Source organism: Hymenobacter elongatus (genome assembly GCF_004745955.1).
GTDB lineage: Bacteria > Bacteroidota > Bacteroidia > Cytophagales > Hymenobacteraceae > Hymenobacter > Hymenobacter elongatus.
On the sequence record NZ_SRLD01000011.1, the window covers coordinates 22,615 to 38,479 of the forward strand.

The window sequence follows — 15,865 nt, forward strand, 5'->3', positions numbered from 1 at the left end:
AGACAGAAAGCCGAAGCCTCGTATCTGGCATCCTTCAGTTGGTGTAGGCCTGCGAAGGATGCCAGATGCAGTAAGCGCGATGGTGAAGGTGGGTGCGCGGCCGGAATGGCCTAGCTCATCCAGTTCACCCGCGACTCGGGGTTCCATTTGGTGGTGGTTTTCTTGAGTTGGGTCCAGAACTCGATGGAGCTTTTGCCGGTGATGTCGCAGGCGCCGAACTTCGACTCGTTCCAGCCACCGAACGAGAACGGCTCCCGCGGCACGGGTACGCCGATATTGACGCCAATCATGCCAGCGTTGGCGTGGTCCATGACGTAGCGGGCTGAGCTGCCACTGCTGGTAAAGACGGCGGCAGCGTTGCCGTAGGGGTTGGCGTTTTCGATGGCCAAGGCCTCATCCAACGTGTTGGTGCGCATAATGGCCAGCACCGGCCCAAACACTTCCTCCTGGGCAATGCGCATATCGGGCGTCACGTAGTCGACCACGGTGGCCCCCACATAGTAGCCCTCTTCCTGGCCTGCTACGCGGGCGTTGCGGCCGTCGAGCAGCACCTTGGCGCCAGCGGCTTCGGCCTCCGTGATGTGCTGTTCGATGCGCTCCTTGGCTTCCTTGCTGATAACCGAGCCTAGGTTATGACCGGGCACGATCTTGCGGGCTTCTTCTACAATCTTGGCCACAATACTATCCACGGCCCCTACTCCAACCATCGTGGAGCCGGCCATGCAGCGCTGCCCTGCGCAGCCCGACATGGAAGCCGCCACATTGGAGGCCGTCATTTCCGGATGCGCGTCGGGCAGCACCATCAGGTGGTTTTTGGCGCCGCCCAGCGCCACGCAGCGCTTCAGGTTGCTGGTAGCCCGAATGTATACCAGCTTGGCAATCTTGGTGGAACCGACAAACGACACGGCCTGAATATCGGGATGGTCGCAGATGGCCTCCACGATTTCCCGGTCACCGTGCACGATGTTGAGCACGCCGTCGGGCAGGCCGGCTTCTTTGAGCAGCTCGGCTATCTTGCCAGCGCTCAGCGGCACTACTTCCGAGGGCTTCAGAACCATGGTATTGCCCAGCACCAGCGCATTAGGAATGGTCCAGTGGGGCACCATGTTAGGGAAGTTGAAGGGGGCAATGCTGGCCACCACGCCTAGTGGCTTGCGCTCCACGCGGGCCTCCACGCCCTTGCTTACTTCCAGAAACTCGCCCTGAATGAGCTGGGGCATGGAGCAGGCAAACTCGGTCAGCTCGATGGCCTTTTCTACCTCGGCGCGGGCCTCGTCGTAGGTCTTGCCATTCTCTTCGCGCACCAGGTCGGCCAGCTCTTTCATGTCACGCTCAAGTAAGGCCTTGTAACGGTAAAAAATCTGTACCCGCTCTTTGATGGGCACCGCCGACCAGGCGGAAAAAGCCGCTTTGGCGGCTGTCACGGCCTGGTCCAGAGCGGCCATACCCGAAAGGGGCACCGTGGAAATAACGGCCCCACTCAGCGGGCTGAATACGTCCAGGCTGCGGCTGCCACTATCGTCCACGAACTGACCAGCCACATAATTACGGACCGCGGGATACTTCAAGGTTTCGACTTCCATGTTACTAAATTATTAAGCAGCTGCAAGTAATGAGTTTGTATCACTTATGCAAATACTTACGGGCGGCGACACGCTCATCACGAGTAGCTAAGTAAGCATTTTGCGCTGGACTACGTCCTACCAGCCACCTGCAAATAGTACTAATAGGCCTTTGGAGCGTATCGGGCTACGCTGCAAAGTTTAGTTTCCGGCTTTGCCAGGAGCAGCAACGCAAACCGCCCCCGAGTAAGACCAGCGGCGAAGCGCAGGACTTACTCGGGGGCGGCTTCTACGCGCGGCGGGAGCGGCGCGGCGCTACTTAGCTTTTTCTTTCCAGCTCCATTGCGCACACCGGGCACTTACCGGGGCTGGCACTGCGGCTGCCTTCACAGCTCATCGGGCACTCATACACGGCGCGCAAGGCCGCAGGAGCAGCAGAATCGGGAGCTGCCGCCGCCGATGGCGTGGCAGTAGTAGCAGTAGTGGCCGGTTGTGAGTCGCCGCAGCCGCTTAGTAGGGCACTGCTCACGAAAAGAACGACGGACAGAAAAGAGTGCACTTTCATATGAAGGACGAGCAATCGTAAAAAAGACGGATGAGCGGCTGTGGATCGGCAGTAGTGCTTATGACAAGCATTACCTTCTGCTGGTCGCAAAAGTACACTGAAACCAGTGTTTGAGGGGTATGCCGGAGGTGCAGGCAGCTGAGCTTTTTCGCCAATGCCTGCGGGCATCGATACCCATACCGCACCGGCTTCGCTACTTCACCAGCAACCGGCCGCGCAGCATGCCCATACCGCAGGTGAACTCGAAGGAGCCGGGCTGCTGGGGCAGCAGATCTACCACCGTGGTCTGGAAAGCGGGCAGCTCGCGACGGATATTGAAATCGGGCAGCAGCAGCTCCTCGGAGCAGGAAGCCTCTTCGTCCCGGTAGAAGCGGAGCTGCACGGGTCGGCCGGCTTCCACCTCGATTAGCGCCGGTGAGTAGCCGCCCCGCACCGTAATATCCACCTGCTGCACGCCGCCGGCCGCCACCACGGCACTGGCCACCACACGGGCCGAAAAGAAGAAGTACCAGAGCACGAAGCCAATGAGGCCCAGGCCCGCAACGGTGACCATTATTTCGGTATTATCCATAGCAGAAGGTGAGTCTTAAAGCGTGTTTGACATTATGGTTTTCGTGTTCTGTCTGGTCTGGCGTCTGCCTGTCGAAGCATCTTTACCGCCAAACCAGCGCGGTTTCGCAACCAGTGGACGCCGGACCGCGAAGGTGTACTGCGCAACGCCCGGCACGAGTCGGCGGCGGTCCTCAGCACCGACTCGCGCAGTAAACCTTCGCGGTATCCTGAAGCGGCATCCTGACCCGGAGACTGCCTTGATTCTGTCTACTACTGCGGCAGAGCTGCTTCGACAAGCGGACGCCGGATTTAGATAGAACGGAATCGGTATTTTTGAAAAATCCCACGCACGCTCTTAGCGCGTAGTGAAGCGCCGCAGGCGCAGCGAGTTGGTGAGCACCGACACGGAGCTGAGTGCCATAGCCGCCGCTGCCAGCATGGGCGAGAGCAGCACCCCGAACACCGGGTACAGCACGCCAGCCGCCACCGGAATGCCCAGCACATTGTAGAAAAAGGCAAAAAACAGGTTCTGCCGGATGGTCCGAATCGTTTGCTTGCTCAGCTCAATGGCCGTTACGACCCCGTCCAGGTCGGAGCGCATGAGCGTGATGCCGGCCGCCTCCATGGCCACATCGGTGCCGCCGCCCATAGCCAGGCCGATATCGGCCTGGGCCAGGGCCGGAGCATCATTTATACCGTCGCCGACCATTGCTACCACGCGGCCTTCCGCTTGTAGCTCGCGTACTTTTTCGGCTTTGCCCGACGGCAGCACTTCGGCGAAAAACCGCGTGATACCCACCTGGGCTGCTACTTTGGCGGCCGTTTGTGGATTGTCGCCGGTCATCATAATTACGTCCAGGCCCATCGCCTGCAAGCGCCCAATGGCCGCCGCCGATGTATCGCGCACGGTGTCGGCTACACCCAGCACACCGGCCGCCTGGCCCTGCACGGCTACGTAAAGCACGGTTTTGGCCTGAGCAAGCAGGGTTTCGGCTTGCTGCCGAACGAGGTCCGGCAGCACAACGCCGCTTTCGGCCAGCAGCCGCGCGTTGCCGATGAGCACCACCTCCCCTTCTACCGTGCCCCGGGCTCCCTGACCTTCCACGGCCTCGAAATCGGTGGCCGGGGCGGCACCTACGCCCTGGGCGGCAGCATAGCGCACCACCGCTTCGGCCAGTGGGTGCTCCGACTGCTGCTCCAGGGCCGCCACCAGCCGCAGCAGGTGCTCGGGCTGCTGGCCGGTGGCAGGCACGAAGTCCGTCACGGCGGGCTCCCCGCGGGTAATGGTGCCTGTTTTGTCGAGCAGTACGGTGGTTGCCCGGCCGGCTTTTTCCAGGGCTTCCGCATTGCGAATCAACACGCCGTGCTCGGCTCCTTTGCCCGTACCTACCATGATGGCCGTGGGCGTGGCCAGGCCCAGGGCGCAGGGGCAGGCAATAATGAGCACCGTCACGAAGCTGACCAGCGCCAGTGGGAAGCGGGTGGCTTCGGGAGCCAGATCGAACCAAAGGACAAACGTGGCAATAGCCACACACACCACCGTGGGCACAAAGATGGCGCTGACTTTATCGGCCAGCCGCTGAATAGGGGCCCGGGAACCCTGGGCTTCTTCCACCAGCTTCACAATCTGGGCCAGCATGGTGTCGGCTCCTACCTTGGTGACGCGGAAGCGAAATGCGCCGGTCTTGTTGAGCGTGGCCCCAAACACCGGGTCGCCGGCTTTTTTCTCTACCGGCAGACTTTCGCCCGTCAGCATGGCTTCATCCACAGCCGAGCGGCCTTCCAGCACCACGCCATCAGTAGCCACCTTTTCGCCGGGCCGCACCGCTACCACATCCTCTACCCGCACCTGCTCGATGGGCACCTCTAGTTCCTGCCCGGCCCGCACTACGCGGGCCGTTTTGGCCCGCAGGCCCATCAGCGCCTTAATGGCGGCTGAGGTTTGGGTTTTGGCACGCAGCTCCAGCACTTTGCCTACCAGAATCAGGGCAATGATGGTAGCCGTGGTATCGTAATAGACCTCCGGCTGCATGCCGTGGCGCACAAAAAAGCGCGGGGCCACCGTGGCCAGCAGGCTGTAGAGAAAAGCCGCGCCGGTGCCCACCGCAATGAGCGTATCCATGTTGGCGGCCCGGTGGCGAAAGGCATTCCAGGCCGAGGTGTAAAACTCGCGGCCACTGTAGAGCAGCACGGGCAGCGTGAGGGCCAGCAGCAGGTAGTTGAGCACCGGCATGCGGAGGCGGCTCATCATAGCGGGCCACAGCATCAGCATGGAAAGCACCATGATGACCGTGGCCAGGCTGGCCGCCACCCACAGGCGGCGCTTCAGGCTGTGGTAGGCGGCAGCTTTCTGGCGGTCGGTGGCGGCCTGCTGCTCGGCGACGCTGGTCTGTGGGGCGGTGGGCGCGGCCACGCCGTAGCCGGCTGCTACCACGGCCGCCCGCAAGGTGTCGGGGCTGGCCTGGCCGGGCAGGTATTCCACGGTGGCCCGCTCGGTAGCAAAATTCACTAAGGCCTTCCGCACACCGGGCGTGCGCCCCAGCGACTTCTCAACGAAGGAAGCACAGGAGGCGCACGTCATGCCCTCGATATCGAGCGTTGCTGTTTCTGTCGTGTAGTCGGTATCGGTAGCCGTTGGGGGCGCGGGTGGACCGGGCACTACATTGGGTTGTTTCATGGCAGGAGAAGGCGGGTAGAAATCCGCCGGGGTTTTTCTACCACAAAGCAACCGCTAAAATTGGCTGTTTGCGGTGCGCTATTCCGACGAATACTTGCAGAATTATAGAGTCTGCCCGCTCATGTCGTCTCTTGGCCTATTGCGTCTGCTGATCCGGTACGGTCATCGTGGCAGACACTTCACCTCAAATGCGACAAAAGTTAATCGGCAAAAAATATTATCACAACTCTACTCCAAGAGTATACCTGGGACTTTAATTTTCGTGTCATGCCTGATCTGACATCGGCTTTTTGGACAACCCTAAGTACGTTTCAGGCTGTATGTACAGTAGCGCTTTTGGAGTGTTTTGCCTTCTTTGGAAGTCCTGCTAGATATTGCGTCCACTTGCCGAAGCATCTTTACCGCGCCGTTAGCGGCTCTTCGCCGAAGCGGTAGAGATGCTTCGACTCCGCTACGCTGCGCGGACGCCAGATGAGCAGGGCGCAAACAGGATGTTTGCCAGTTCCCAAACCCGCTCTACTTCTGGTTGCTACTACGGTAGAGATGCTTCGATAAGCGCAGCACGACGTTCTTTCTGCTTACTGTTTACACAACCTGATGCGTACCCATGCTTTATGAAGGAGCCACGAGTTCGGCAGGCCAGTTTACCTGGCGCAGCAGCACCCGGAACTCGGCCTCGGAAGCCACGCGGCCCTGAAAGCTATAGAGCATCTGGCCCTCCACGGCTTCGAGCAGGGTTAGCTCGCCGTCGTCATATAGCACGATAGTTTCCTGCCCGCAGGCGCTGGGGCGGCTGTAGCGCGCCTGCCGGGGCGGGGCCGAAAACCGGGAAAAGCCAAAGGCCTGCAACAGTTCGGCCGATGGCTGGTAGAAAGAAGACATGGAGGGGAGCCCGTAGAAAAAGCGCACCGCCAAGATGGCGTGCGGCAGGTACTAGTTACGCAAAAAGCAGCACCGGGGCCGGAAAGAGCTGGTAAGCCGGCCCAAACAGAGCCGCTGGTGGGCCAGCTGGAAATGGGCGGTAGCTTCTGGCAGACAGGTGTCGTGTGCTGGTAGCACTTCGGCCGGTGCTACACGCCACACCGTGCCCGGCCCCAGGCGGGCGGACCGCCCCGGAACTTGCGTAGTTTTGCGCCTCCCCCGTATCCTTTCGCCGTTTTTATGCCCGGTTACCAGACCCTCGCCGATATTGCCCTGATTGAGCAAACGCCCCTGAGCGCCCGCCCCGTAGCGCCCGACACGTTCACGATGGTGCGGCGCGGGGCAGCCACCAATCCGCAGGCGCTGGCGCTGCGCTTCGTTCTGAACGGGGAGAAGCCCACCGAGTCGGTGGACTTCTCCTACGCCGAGGTGCTGGGCCGCTTGCACCAAACTGCCAACCTGCTGCAAGACCTCGGCATCGGCCCTACCGATGTGGTATCGTATCTGCTGCCTAACCTGCCCGAAACCACGTTTACCTTTATTGCCGGGCAGGCGGCAGGCATCGTCAACGCCATCAACCCGCTGCTGGAGCCGGCCCAGATTGCCGACATCCTGAACGCCTGTGGCACGAAGGTGCTGGTTACGCTACGGGGCTTTCCCAAAACCGATATCTGGCAGAAAGTAGAAGTCGTCGCGCCGCTGGTGCCCACGCTCGAAACGGTGCTGACGGTGGATCTGCTGCCCTACCTGCCCTTCGCCCAGCGCCTGGCCGTAAGCGCGCTGCGGTTGGGCCAAAAGCGCCCGGCCCTGCCCGGCAAGCAGGTTCTTGACTTTGCCCAACAACTGCGCACTCGCCCCACCGACCGCCTAACGAGCGGCCGCACTATTCGCTCCACCGACGTGGCCTGCTACTTCCACACGGGCGGCACCACCGGCACGCCCAAAATAGCGCCCCTCACCCACCGCAACCTTACGGTGATGACCAGTCTGACGGAATACCTCACGGGCACGGCAGCCGAAACCGGACCGCTGGTGTACTTCTGTGGTTTGCCCCTGTTTCATATCAACGGGGCGGTAGTCACGGTGTGCGCGCCCTGGTCGATGGGCCACACGCTAGTGCTGGGCAGCCCGCAGGGGTATCGGGGGCCGGGCATCGTGGCCAATTTCTGGCACCTGATAGCGCACTACCGCATTGGGCTTTTTAGCGGCGTGCCCACCGTATTCAGCCGCCTGCTCGACGTGCCCATCGGCTCCCACGACCTGAGTTCCCTCAAATACGCCATCTGCGGGGCGGCCCCACTTTCCCGGGAGCTGATTCTGGAGTTTGAGCGCCGCACGGGGCTACGCATCGCCGAAGGCTACGGCTCCACCGAGTGCTCGTGCACCAACACGGTGACACCGCTGGCCGGCGAGCCGGTAGTAGGCTCCATCGGGCTGCGGCTGCCCTACCAGGATGTGCGGGTGGTGGTGCTCGACGCGCAAACGGGCCACTACCTGCGCCCGGCCGAGCCCAACGAGAGCGGTACCCTCATTATTCGGGGCGAAAACGTGTTTCAGGGCTACCTGCAAGCCGAGCATAATCAGGGCCTCTGGGTGGATATTGGGGACGGCGGCGGTCGGTTCTACAACACCGGCGACCTGGGCCGGCAGGATGAAAAGGGCTATTTCTACATTACGGGGCGCCAGAAGGAGCTCATCATCCGGGGCGGCCACAACATCGATCCGCGCGTGATTGAGGACGCGCTACTGCAGCACCCGGCCGTGGCCATGGCCGCCGCCATCGGCAGCCCCGACCCCGACGCGGGTGAGCTGCCGGTAGCCTACGTGACACGCGCGCCCGGCCACACCATCACGGAGGCCGAGCTGCTGGCCTTTGCTGCCGCCGCCATTCCAGAGCGGGCCGCCGTGCCCAAGCGCATCCACATTGCCGACGAGCTGCCCCTGACAGCCATCGGCAAGATATTCAAACCGGCGCTGCTGAAGCAGGAAATTAGCCGGGTATTCGGGGAGCGACTAGCTGCTGTTCCGGGTTTGCGCGTGCAGCCCATCAGCGTGCGCGAGGATAAAAAGCTGGGATTGGTGGCCGAAATACAGGCTTCGGGCGCAGCGGATCTGAACGTGGAGCAGACGGTGCAGCAAGCCCTCCAGGGATATACGGTGCCGCACGAGCTGCGCGTATTGCGCTAGAGGCGGTGAGCGGGCACCGCTTTTAGGCGTTTCATCCTCCTTTGCCCGTCATGTCGACCATTCTGCGCTTCAAACAGAGAGGAGACATGACGTTCTGGTTGTTTGCTATCCACACAGCAGTAAGCAGGATGCTTACTGCTGTGAAAATACCTTCCCTCGGCGCTGCTAGTCGCCCTACTCTAGCTGGTGGCTACTCCGTCGCTGTTGGGCGCGTATACCAGCACGTAAGCGGGCGGCAGGTTCAGCAGAACGTGGGCTTGCTTCTGGAGGCGGAAAAACTTGCCGAACAGCTTCGTATTCTGCCTGGAGTATTGAAATAGAATGAGCTTGCCTTCGGGGGTAAGCAGAGGTCGGGTGTGCTCCAGAATACGCCACCCCAGGCGCTGGGTAAGCGACGAAAACGGCAGGCTGCACACCACATAGTCGACCGGACCCAGGCCCAGCTCCCGGAGGTAGTCGCCCGTCTGGTCGGCGGAGCCCAGAATGACGTGCACATTGGGCTGGCCCGCATACCGTTCGGCCAGCAGCTTCGTGAACCGCTCATTCACTTCCACCAGCACCAGAATGGTTGCCGGGTCGCGGCGCTTCAGCAGAGCATCCGTGAAAACGCCCGTGCCGGGTCCGTATTCCACGATGCAGCGGGCCCGGGCGAAGTCGATGGACTCCAGCACTTTAGCCGTCAGTTCCCGGGAACTGGGCACCAGCGAGCCAACCGCGGCGGGATTACGAAAAAACTCTTCTACAAAGGATGGCAGCATGAAAGGGCAACGGCGAAGTTGGGCAAAGGTAGCGAAGTAGCGGCAACAGCACCTGACGCCCGCCCTTCGCACACCTACTCTAAAGACATGAGTAGCAAGACAGAATCGGCAGTTGGCTTATCACTATAGCGCTACCAACCAAACTATCAGTACCTTTTTCGGGTGGGTCATTGTACCGCCTCAGGATACCGCGAAGTCTCCGCACGTTGTGGCTGAAGGCCGCAGTCGACTTGTGCCCGGCGTCGTGCAGCGCAGCTTCGCGGTACGGCGTCCATTCGCTGCGCAACCGTGCTAACAGCGTGTAAGCAGTTGGCTACTCGTTGAGAAACCGCCGCAGATAGGGAGCGGTGCGGCTTGCTTTGACCGCGGCCAGGTGCGCCGGTGGCCCGGCGGCTACTACCTTCCCGCCTTCTTCGCCCGCGCCGGGGCCAATGTCCAGCACCCAGTCGCTGCTGGCTACTACGCGCATGTCGTGCTCCACCACGATAACCGTGTTACCGGCTTCCACCAGGCCATTGAGCTGGGTGAGCAGCTTCTCCACATCGGCCGGGTGCAGGCCGGTAGTGGGCTCGTCGAGCACGTAGAGCGAGTTGCCGCGCTGGGCGCGCTGTAGCTCGGTGGCCAGCTTAATGCGCTGGGCCTCGCCACCCGACAGCTCCGTGGCGGGCTGGCCGAGGCGCAGGTAGCCCAGGCCCACTTCGCGCAGCACCGTGAGGGCGCGCCGCACCGTGGGCTCGTCAGCGAAGAACGTCCAGGCATCGTCTACGGTCAGGCCCAGCACCTGCGCTATGTTTTTGTCGCGGTAGGTTATTTCCAGGGTTTTGGCGTTGTAGCGGGCACCGTGGCACACGGGGCAAGGCGCATACACGCTGGGCAAAAACAGCAGCTCCACCATCACGAAGCCCTCACCCAGGCAGTTTTCGCAGCGCCCTTTGGCTACATTGAAGGAAAAGCGGCCCGCGTCGTAGCGCCGCTTGCGGGCGGCGGGCGTGGCAGCAAAGAGCTTGCGCACGTGGTCGAACAGGCCGGTGTAGGTGGCCATATTGGAGCGCGGCGTGCGGCCAATGGGCTTCTGATCGACGCGCACCAGGCGCTTGAGATGCTCCAGGCCGCCCGTAATCCGGCCGCTGGTTTCGGCCGGCGCGGTGCGCTCCAGCGGGTCGGCGGCTTCCTCTTCCGCCTCCACCGCCTGCCCCAGGTGCCCGGCGACCAGCTCGACCAGCACCTGGCTCACCAGGCTCGACTTGCCCGAGCCCGACACGCCGGTAACGGTAGTGAACACGCCCAGCGGAAAATCCACGTCGAGCAGCCACAGGTTGTTGCGACTCACGCCCCGCAGCCGCAGCCAGCCGCTGGGCGCGCGTGGCAGGCGCGGTACCTGGTCACCGCTTCCCTCGGCGGCGGCGGTGAACAGGTAGCGGCGGGTTTGCGAGGCTTCAATACCGCTTAACCCGGCGGGTGGGCCACTGTAGAGCACTTCGCCACCTTGCTCGCCAGCGGCCGGCCCCACGTCCACGAGCCAGTCGGCCTGCCGAATCACGTCCAGGTTATGCTCCACCACAAACAAGGAGTTACCGGCCTGCTTTAGGCCTGCCAGTGCTTGCAGCAGGGCTTCGGTGTCGGAAGGATGCAGGCCCGCCGACGGCTCATCCAACACATACACCACCCCAAACAGATTGGAATACAGCTGGGTAGCCAGCCGCAGCCGCTGCAGCTCCCCCGGCGACAGCGTGGGCGTGCTACGCTCCAGCGCCAGGTAGCCCAGGCCCAGGTCGAGCAGCACCGCTAGGCGCGCCACCAAGTCTTCGGCAATGCGCTGGGCCACAATAGTTTGCTCGGGGTGGGCAGCGTCGTGCCGCTTGCGCCCGGTGGCGGTACCGGCCGCGTAGGGCCGCAGCAAAGCCGCGACGCGCTGCAACGGCAGCCGCGACATATCGGCAATATCGAGCCCGGCGAAGGTGACGGCCAACGACTCGGGCCGCAGGCGCTTGCCGTGGCACAGGGCACACTCGGTGCTGAGCAGGTACTGCAACGCCCGCTTTTTCATCAGGGGGCTATGGGTAGTGGCAAAGGTGTGGAGCACATGCCGCCGGGCGCTGCTGAAGGTGCCCATGTAGTTGGGCGGCTCCCGGCGCTTGAGGGCGCGCTGGGTTTCCTGGGGCGAGTAGCCGGGGTATACGGGCACCGCGGGCTGCTCTTCGGTAAACAAAATCCAGTCCCGGTCTTTCTGCGGCAGCTCCCGCCAGGGCCGGTCGACGTCGAAGCCCAGCGTAACCAGAATATCGCGCTGATTTTGCCCGCCCCACGCCTGGGGCCAGGCCGCAATGGCCCGCTCCCGAATCGTGAGCGAGTCGTCGGGCACCATCGACTGCTCGGTGACTTCATACACCCGGCCCAGGCCGTGGCAGGCGGGACAAGCCCCTTCAGGCGTGTTGGGCGAAAAGCCTTCCGCGTACACAATACTTTGACCCGCCGGGTAGTCGCCGGCCCGCGAGTAGAGCATGCGCACCAGGTTGGAAAGCGTGGTGACGCTGCCCACCGACGAGCGGGTGGTGGGCGTGCCGCGCTGCTGCTGCAGGGCTACGGCCGGGGGCAGCCCATCAATACTATCAACTTCGGGCACCGCCATCTGGTGAAACAGCCGCCGGGCATACGGCGACACCGACTCGAGGTAGCGGCGCTGGGCCTCGGCGTAGAGCGTGCCGAAGGCCAGCGACGATTTGCCGGAGCCCGACACGCCGGTGAACACCACCAGCGCGTCGCGGGGAATATCGACGTCAACGTTTTTGAGGTTGTGCTCCCGGGCCCCGCGCACACGCACGAAACCGGTGAGACGCTGCGTGTCAGCTGGGTGCGTAGGCTTTGCCACAGATAGTACTGGAATGCGTGTAAATTCTTTCTCTGGCTATACTACACATCGGAGCCGTGGGTTAGGCAGCGGCCTACCGACGACCTATGGCAGGATCAGGCGCAGGCTTTCCGAATTGATGCAATAGCGCAGCCCGCCCGGCGCGGGGCCATCCGGAAATACGTGGCCGAGGTGACCGTCGCAGACGCTGCAGAGCGCCTCGACGCGCTGCATGCCGTGGCTGTCGTCGAAGGCGTATCGGATGGCATTTTTGGTGCAGGGCTGGGTGAAGCTGGGCCAGCCCGAAATAGCATGGTACTTGGCCGTGGAACTGAACAACAGGCTGCCGCAGCCCGCGCATACATACTGCCCCAATTCGTAGACGCGGCAATAAGCATTGCGGTACGGCGGCTCGGTTTCCTTTTGCCGCAACACCCGGAATTCAGCGGGCTTTAGCTGGCGGGCCCACGCCGCCGCCGACTGCCGCACCCGGCGGGGCGGCTCGGGGTTGCTGTAGGTAGCAAACCGAAGTACGTCGATCCAGCGCAGCTCCACATGCTACGGGTTCATCAGCAGAAACAGCAGGTTGTGGTAGAGAACCCCGACTTCGCCCTCGTGCCGACCGTACAGGCCTGCGTCTTCGAGCAGGGTTTCCACTTCCTCATAATCCTGCACAAAATCCAGCTCTACCTCGTCAGAAGCCTCATCAACGATGGTGTGGGTGACGTAGCGGCGGCGGGTTTCCAGGGTCACGAAGAGCTTCTGGTGGTAGGTCTGGGCAATGAGCAGGGCATCGTGCTGCTCGGGGTCGCCGGCAGCCGTCCGGGTGTGAATGATCGTCTTTTCTGTTTCGGCCGTGTGGCGCAGAAAGGTGGCGGGGTCTAGGCTCATGGCCGCAGTATACGGCAGTCGGCACGAATAGCTGGGCGACCAAGCGCGGCACTACCACTGGTATGCTCCGATTGCGGTACCTTTGACGCAGCAAAATACCGCTACTCTCTCCCCCACGAGCGCTACCATGAAACACCTGCTACTCCTTACTTTTCTGCTACTTAGCTTCATCGGGCAAGCCACCCAGCTCACCTTCCGGGTCGATATGCGGCAGCAGACAGTAGCGGCCAGCGGCATGCACGTAGCGGGCAACTTTCAGGCTGCCGCTGGCTATGCCGGGAACTGGAACCCGGCTACCACACTACTCACCGACCCCGACGGCGACAAGATCTTCGAAGTCACGGTGGCGGTGCCGGCGGGCACCTACCTCTACAAATTCGTGAACGGCAATGGCTGGAACGGAGCCGAAGCCCCGACCCTGGACTGCGGCGTCAACGACGGCGGCGGAAATATCAACCGCCAGGTAACAGTGGGCGCGGCCGCCCTGCGCCTGCCCGCTACTCCCTTTAATGGCTGCCTGACGCAGGTTCACTTTGCCGTGAACATGCGCGGGCAGAGCGTATCACGGTCGGGGGTGCATGTGATAGGCAACTTCCAGACGCTGGCGGGCTACGCCACCAACTGGGACCCCACCGCCATACCTCTCGCCGACACCAACGGCGACGGTATCTACGAAGGGCAGGTGTCGTTGCCGGCGGCGGGCCGGTTTCAGTATCGGTACGTGAATGGCAACACGCTGGCGGAAGCCGAGCAAGTGCCCGCCACCTGCGCCACTGCCGATGCCAACGGGGCGTTGAGCCGCATTCTGGATGCCACGGCTGCCGTCAACCTCGTGCCGCCGCTGTGCTTCAGCTCCTGCCAAACCTGCGGCGCCTCCCCCACCGACTACAGCACCCACTGGTGGAACGACGCGGTATTTTATGAAGTCTTCGTTCGCAGCTTCTACGACAGCAACGGCGACGGCAAAGGCGACTTCGCGGGCCTAACCGCCAAGCTCGACTACCTCAACGACGGCAACGCCACCACCACTACCGATCTGGGCGTTACGGCCCTGTGGCTGATGCCCATGATGGAGTCGCCGAGCTACCACGGCTACGACGTGACCAACTACAAGGCCACGGAATCGGACTACGGCACGATGGCCGGGTTTGAAACTTTCCTGGCCGCCGCCCACGCGCGGGGCATCAAAGTCATTATTGATCTGGTGCTCAACCACTCATCGAGCCAGCACCCGTGGTTTCAGCAATCAGCCAGCAGCCCCACTAGCTCCTACCGCGACTGGTACCGCTGGTCGGCCACCAACCCGGCATATTCAGGGCCGTGGGGCCAAACGGTATGGCATCAGCGCAACGGCCAGTACTATTATGGCATCTTCTACGATGGGATGCCCGACCTGAACTGGCAGAACCCGCAGCTGAAAGCCGCTATGTGGGATGCTACCCGCTTCTGGCTGAAAAAGGGCGTGGATGGCTACCGCCTCGATGCCGTGAAATACTTGGTGGAGAAAAATCAGAGCCTGGAAAACACGCCCGAAACGCTGAGCATTCTGGAGGAGTTCAGCGACTCCGTGAAGCGAACCAACCCCGAAGCCTTCGTGGTGGGCGAGGCCTGGTCCAACACGGCGGCCGTGGTGCCTTATGTGGTTAACAAGCGCTTGGACGCCTGCTTTGAGTTCGACCTGGCCTCGGCCATTCTCAGCGGCCTCAGCTCGGGCAACCCGACGGGCCTGCGCAACCAGCTTGCGCTGGTGGAAAGCACTTACCCCAAGCTGCAGTACGCCACCTTCCTGACCAACCACGACCAAAACCGGGTACTGGGCACGTTGGGTGGCAACATGGCCCGGATGAAGCAAGCCGCCGCGCTCTACCTGACGCTGCCGGGTGTACCCTTCCTGTATTACGGCGAAGAAGTAGGCATGCTGGGCACGGGCGTCGATGAGGACAAACGCAAGCCCATGCAGTGGACGGCCGGCGCAAATGCCGGCTTCAGCACCGGCTCGCCGTGGCGGGGCGTGAATGCCAACTACGCGCAGTTCAACGTAGCCACCATGCAGGCCGACCCGAACTCGCTGCTCGCGCACTATAAGAAGCTCATCGGGCTGCGCACCTCACGCGCCGCGCTCCGCAAAGGCTACCTGCTGCCCGTAACGGCTACGGCATCTGCGCTGCTCAGCTACGCCCGCGTGTTCCAGCAGGAAGCCGTGGTGGTGGTATCCAACTTCGGCAACAGCGCCGTGAGCAACGCCGCCCTATCGATGGCCGTGTCGTCGTTGCCGGCGGGCACTTACCAGGTTACGGAGCTATATGGCGGGCTGGCGGCCGGCACAGTTACGCTCGATGCCCAGGGCGGCTTCAGCAGCTGGGCGGTTTCGCTGCCGACCTTGGCCGCCAACCAAACCTGGGTTCTGCAGCTTACTCCTTCCCAGATTACTGCTACCAGCCTGGCCAAATCTGCTTTCAGCCCGCAGCTCTACCCCAACCCGACAGCCGACCAGGTGCGCGTAGAGCTGCCCGTTGCCCCGGCTTCTGTCACGACAACCATCACCACCTACGACCTGCAGGGCCGCCTGCTGACGACAGCCAAATTTGTGGGTCGCAGCCACACGCTCGATACCCGCGCGTGGGCCAATGGCACGTACTTTCTGAAGATTCAGGCCGGAGACGCTGTTTCGATGCAGCGCCTCATTGTGACTCACTAGAGTGGTTTCGGGGTCAATGGATAGTAGCGCGAACTGTGTAGTTCGCGTCCCCGCGCCGTTCGCAGTCGTTCTACCGGCGCGGCGACGCGAACTACACAGTTCGCGCTACTGCCACCTCGTACACTGAATCCGAAACCGCTCTAACGAGTAGCAGTACTGCGCAACTTATGCCAGGCACATCCTTAGGTTGCGCTACACAGAAACGG

Annotated in this window: 11 protein-coding genes; 2 read left to right on the forward strand and 9 right to left on the reverse strand. The window is 62.3% G+C overall.

What is annotated here, in order from left to right; translation table 11 throughout:
- Nucleotides 1-110: 110 nt before the first annotated feature.
- From E5J99_RS07195 to E5J99_RS07215, 5 genes are all read right to left on the reverse strand, one after another.
- A complete protein-coding gene (locus E5J99_RS07195) occupies nucleotides 111-1,583 on the reverse strand; it encodes a CoA-acylating methylmalonate-semialdehyde dehydrogenase (RefSeq protein WP_245318770.1) in 1,473 nt (490 codons plus the stop codon).
- Between the two features lie 298 nt (nucleotides 1,584-1,881).
- A complete protein-coding gene (locus E5J99_RS07200) occupies nucleotides 1,882-2,127 on the reverse strand; it encodes a heavy metal-binding domain-containing protein (RefSeq protein WP_135497046.1) in 246 nt (81 codons plus the stop codon).
- Between the two features lie 193 nt (nucleotides 2,128-2,320).
- Nucleotides 2,321-2,698, reverse strand: a complete 378-nt coding sequence (locus E5J99_RS07205; RefSeq protein ID WP_135497047.1) for a cupredoxin domain-containing protein — start codon at nucleotides 2,696-2,698, stop codon at nucleotides 2,321-2,323.
- Nucleotides 2,699-3,034: 336 nt separating this feature from the next.
- Nucleotides 3,035-5,356 carry a heavy metal translocating P-type ATPase gene (locus E5J99_RS07210; RefSeq protein WP_135497048.1) on the reverse strand — a complete coding sequence of 774 codons (2,322 nt, stop codon included), beginning with the start codon at nucleotides 5,354-5,356 and terminating at the stop codon, nucleotides 3,035-3,037.
- A 612-nt stretch (nucleotides 5,357-5,968) separates the two neighbouring features.
- Nucleotides 5,969-6,238 carry a hypothetical protein gene (locus E5J99_RS07215; protein ID WP_135497049.1) on the reverse strand — a complete coding sequence of 90 codons (270 nt, stop codon included), beginning with the start codon at nucleotides 6,236-6,238 and terminating at the stop codon, nucleotides 5,969-5,971.
- A gap of 279 nt (nucleotides 6,239-6,517) precedes the next feature.
- Between E5J99_RS07215 and E5J99_RS07220 the strand changes: the two genes are divergently transcribed.
- Nucleotides 6,518-8,464 (forward strand): acyl-CoA synthetase, encoded by a 1,947-nt coding sequence (locus E5J99_RS07220; RefSeq protein ID WP_135497050.1) that lies wholly within the window; start codon nucleotides 6,518-6,520, stop codon nucleotides 8,462-8,464.
- Nucleotides 8,465-8,643: 179 nt separating this feature from the next.
- On the opposite strand, the gene E5J99_RS07225 is transcribed toward E5J99_RS07220, so the two are convergent.
- The 4 genes from E5J99_RS07225 to E5J99_RS07240 form a co-directional block, all read right to left on the reverse strand.
- On the reverse strand, nucleotides 8,644-9,222 hold the full coding sequence (locus E5J99_RS07225; RefSeq protein WP_135497051.1) for a class I SAM-dependent methyltransferase: 579 nt from the start codon (nucleotides 9,220-9,222) through the stop codon (nucleotides 8,644-8,646).
- Nucleotides 9,223-9,535: 313 nt separating this feature from the next.
- On the reverse strand, nucleotides 9,536-12,091 hold the full coding sequence (locus tag E5J99_RS07230; RefSeq protein ID WP_135497052.1) for an excinuclease ABC subunit UvrA: 2,556 nt from the start codon (nucleotides 12,089-12,091) through the stop codon (nucleotides 9,536-9,538).
- Nucleotides 12,092-12,175: 84 nt separating this feature from the next.
- Nucleotides 12,176-12,625 (reverse strand): peptide-methionine (R)-S-oxide reductase MsrB, encoded by a 450-nt coding sequence (gene msrB, locus E5J99_RS07235; RefSeq protein ID WP_135497053.1) that lies wholly within the window; start codon nucleotides 12,623-12,625, stop codon nucleotides 12,176-12,178.
- Nucleotides 12,626-12,628: 3 nt separating this feature from the next.
- Nucleotides 12,629-12,961 (reverse strand): hypothetical protein, encoded by a 333-nt coding sequence (locus tag E5J99_RS07240; protein WP_135497054.1) that lies wholly within the window; start codon nucleotides 12,959-12,961, stop codon nucleotides 12,629-12,631.
- A 127-nt stretch (nucleotides 12,962-13,088) separates the two neighbouring features.
- Between E5J99_RS07240 and E5J99_RS07245 the strand changes: the two genes are divergently transcribed.
- Nucleotides 13,089-15,659, forward strand: a complete 2,571-nt coding sequence (locus E5J99_RS07245) for an alpha-amylase family glycosyl hydrolase (RefSeq protein WP_135497055.1) — start codon at nucleotides 13,089-13,091, stop codon at nucleotides 15,657-15,659.
- The last annotated feature ends 206 nt before the right edge of the window (nucleotides 15,660-15,865 follow it).

Excerpts from the sequence above, each read along its gene's own strand:
- E5J99_RS07225 (WP_135497051.1), bottom strand. The coding sequence starts at position 9,222 with ATGCTGCCATCCTTTGTAGAAGAGTTTTTTCGTAATCCCGCCGCGGTT.
- E5J99_RS07220 (WP_135497050.1), top strand. The coding sequence starts at position 6,518 with ATGCCCGGTTACCAGACCCTCGCCGATATTGCCCTGATTGAGCAAACG.
- E5J99_RS07245 (WP_135497055.1), top strand. The coding sequence starts at position 13,089 with ATGAAACACCTGCTACTCCTTACTTTTCTGCTACTTAGCTTCATCGGG.
- E5J99_RS07200 (WP_135497046.1), bottom strand. The coding sequence starts at position 2,127 with ATGAAAGTGCACTCTTTTCTGTCCGTCGTTCTTTTCGTGAGCAGTGCC.
- E5J99_RS07195 (WP_245318770.1), bottom strand. The coding sequence starts at position 1,583 with ATGGAAGTCGAAACCTTGAAGTATCCCGCGGTCCGTAATTATGTGGCT.
- E5J99_RS07205 (WP_135497047.1), bottom strand. The coding sequence starts at position 2,698 with ATGGATAATACCGAAATAATGGTCACCGTTGCGGGCCTGGGCCTCATT.
- E5J99_RS07240 (WP_135497054.1), bottom strand. The coding sequence starts at position 12,961 with ATGAGCCTAGACCCCGCCACCTTTCTGCGCCACACGGCCGAAACAGAA.
- E5J99_RS07215 (WP_135497049.1), bottom strand. The coding sequence starts at position 6,238 with ATGTCTTCTTTCTACCAGCCATCGGCCGAACTGTTGCAGGCCTTTGGC.
- E5J99_RS07210 (WP_135497048.1), bottom strand. The coding sequence starts at position 5,356 with ATGAAACAACCCAATGTAGTGCCCGGTCCACCCGCGCCCCCAACGGCT.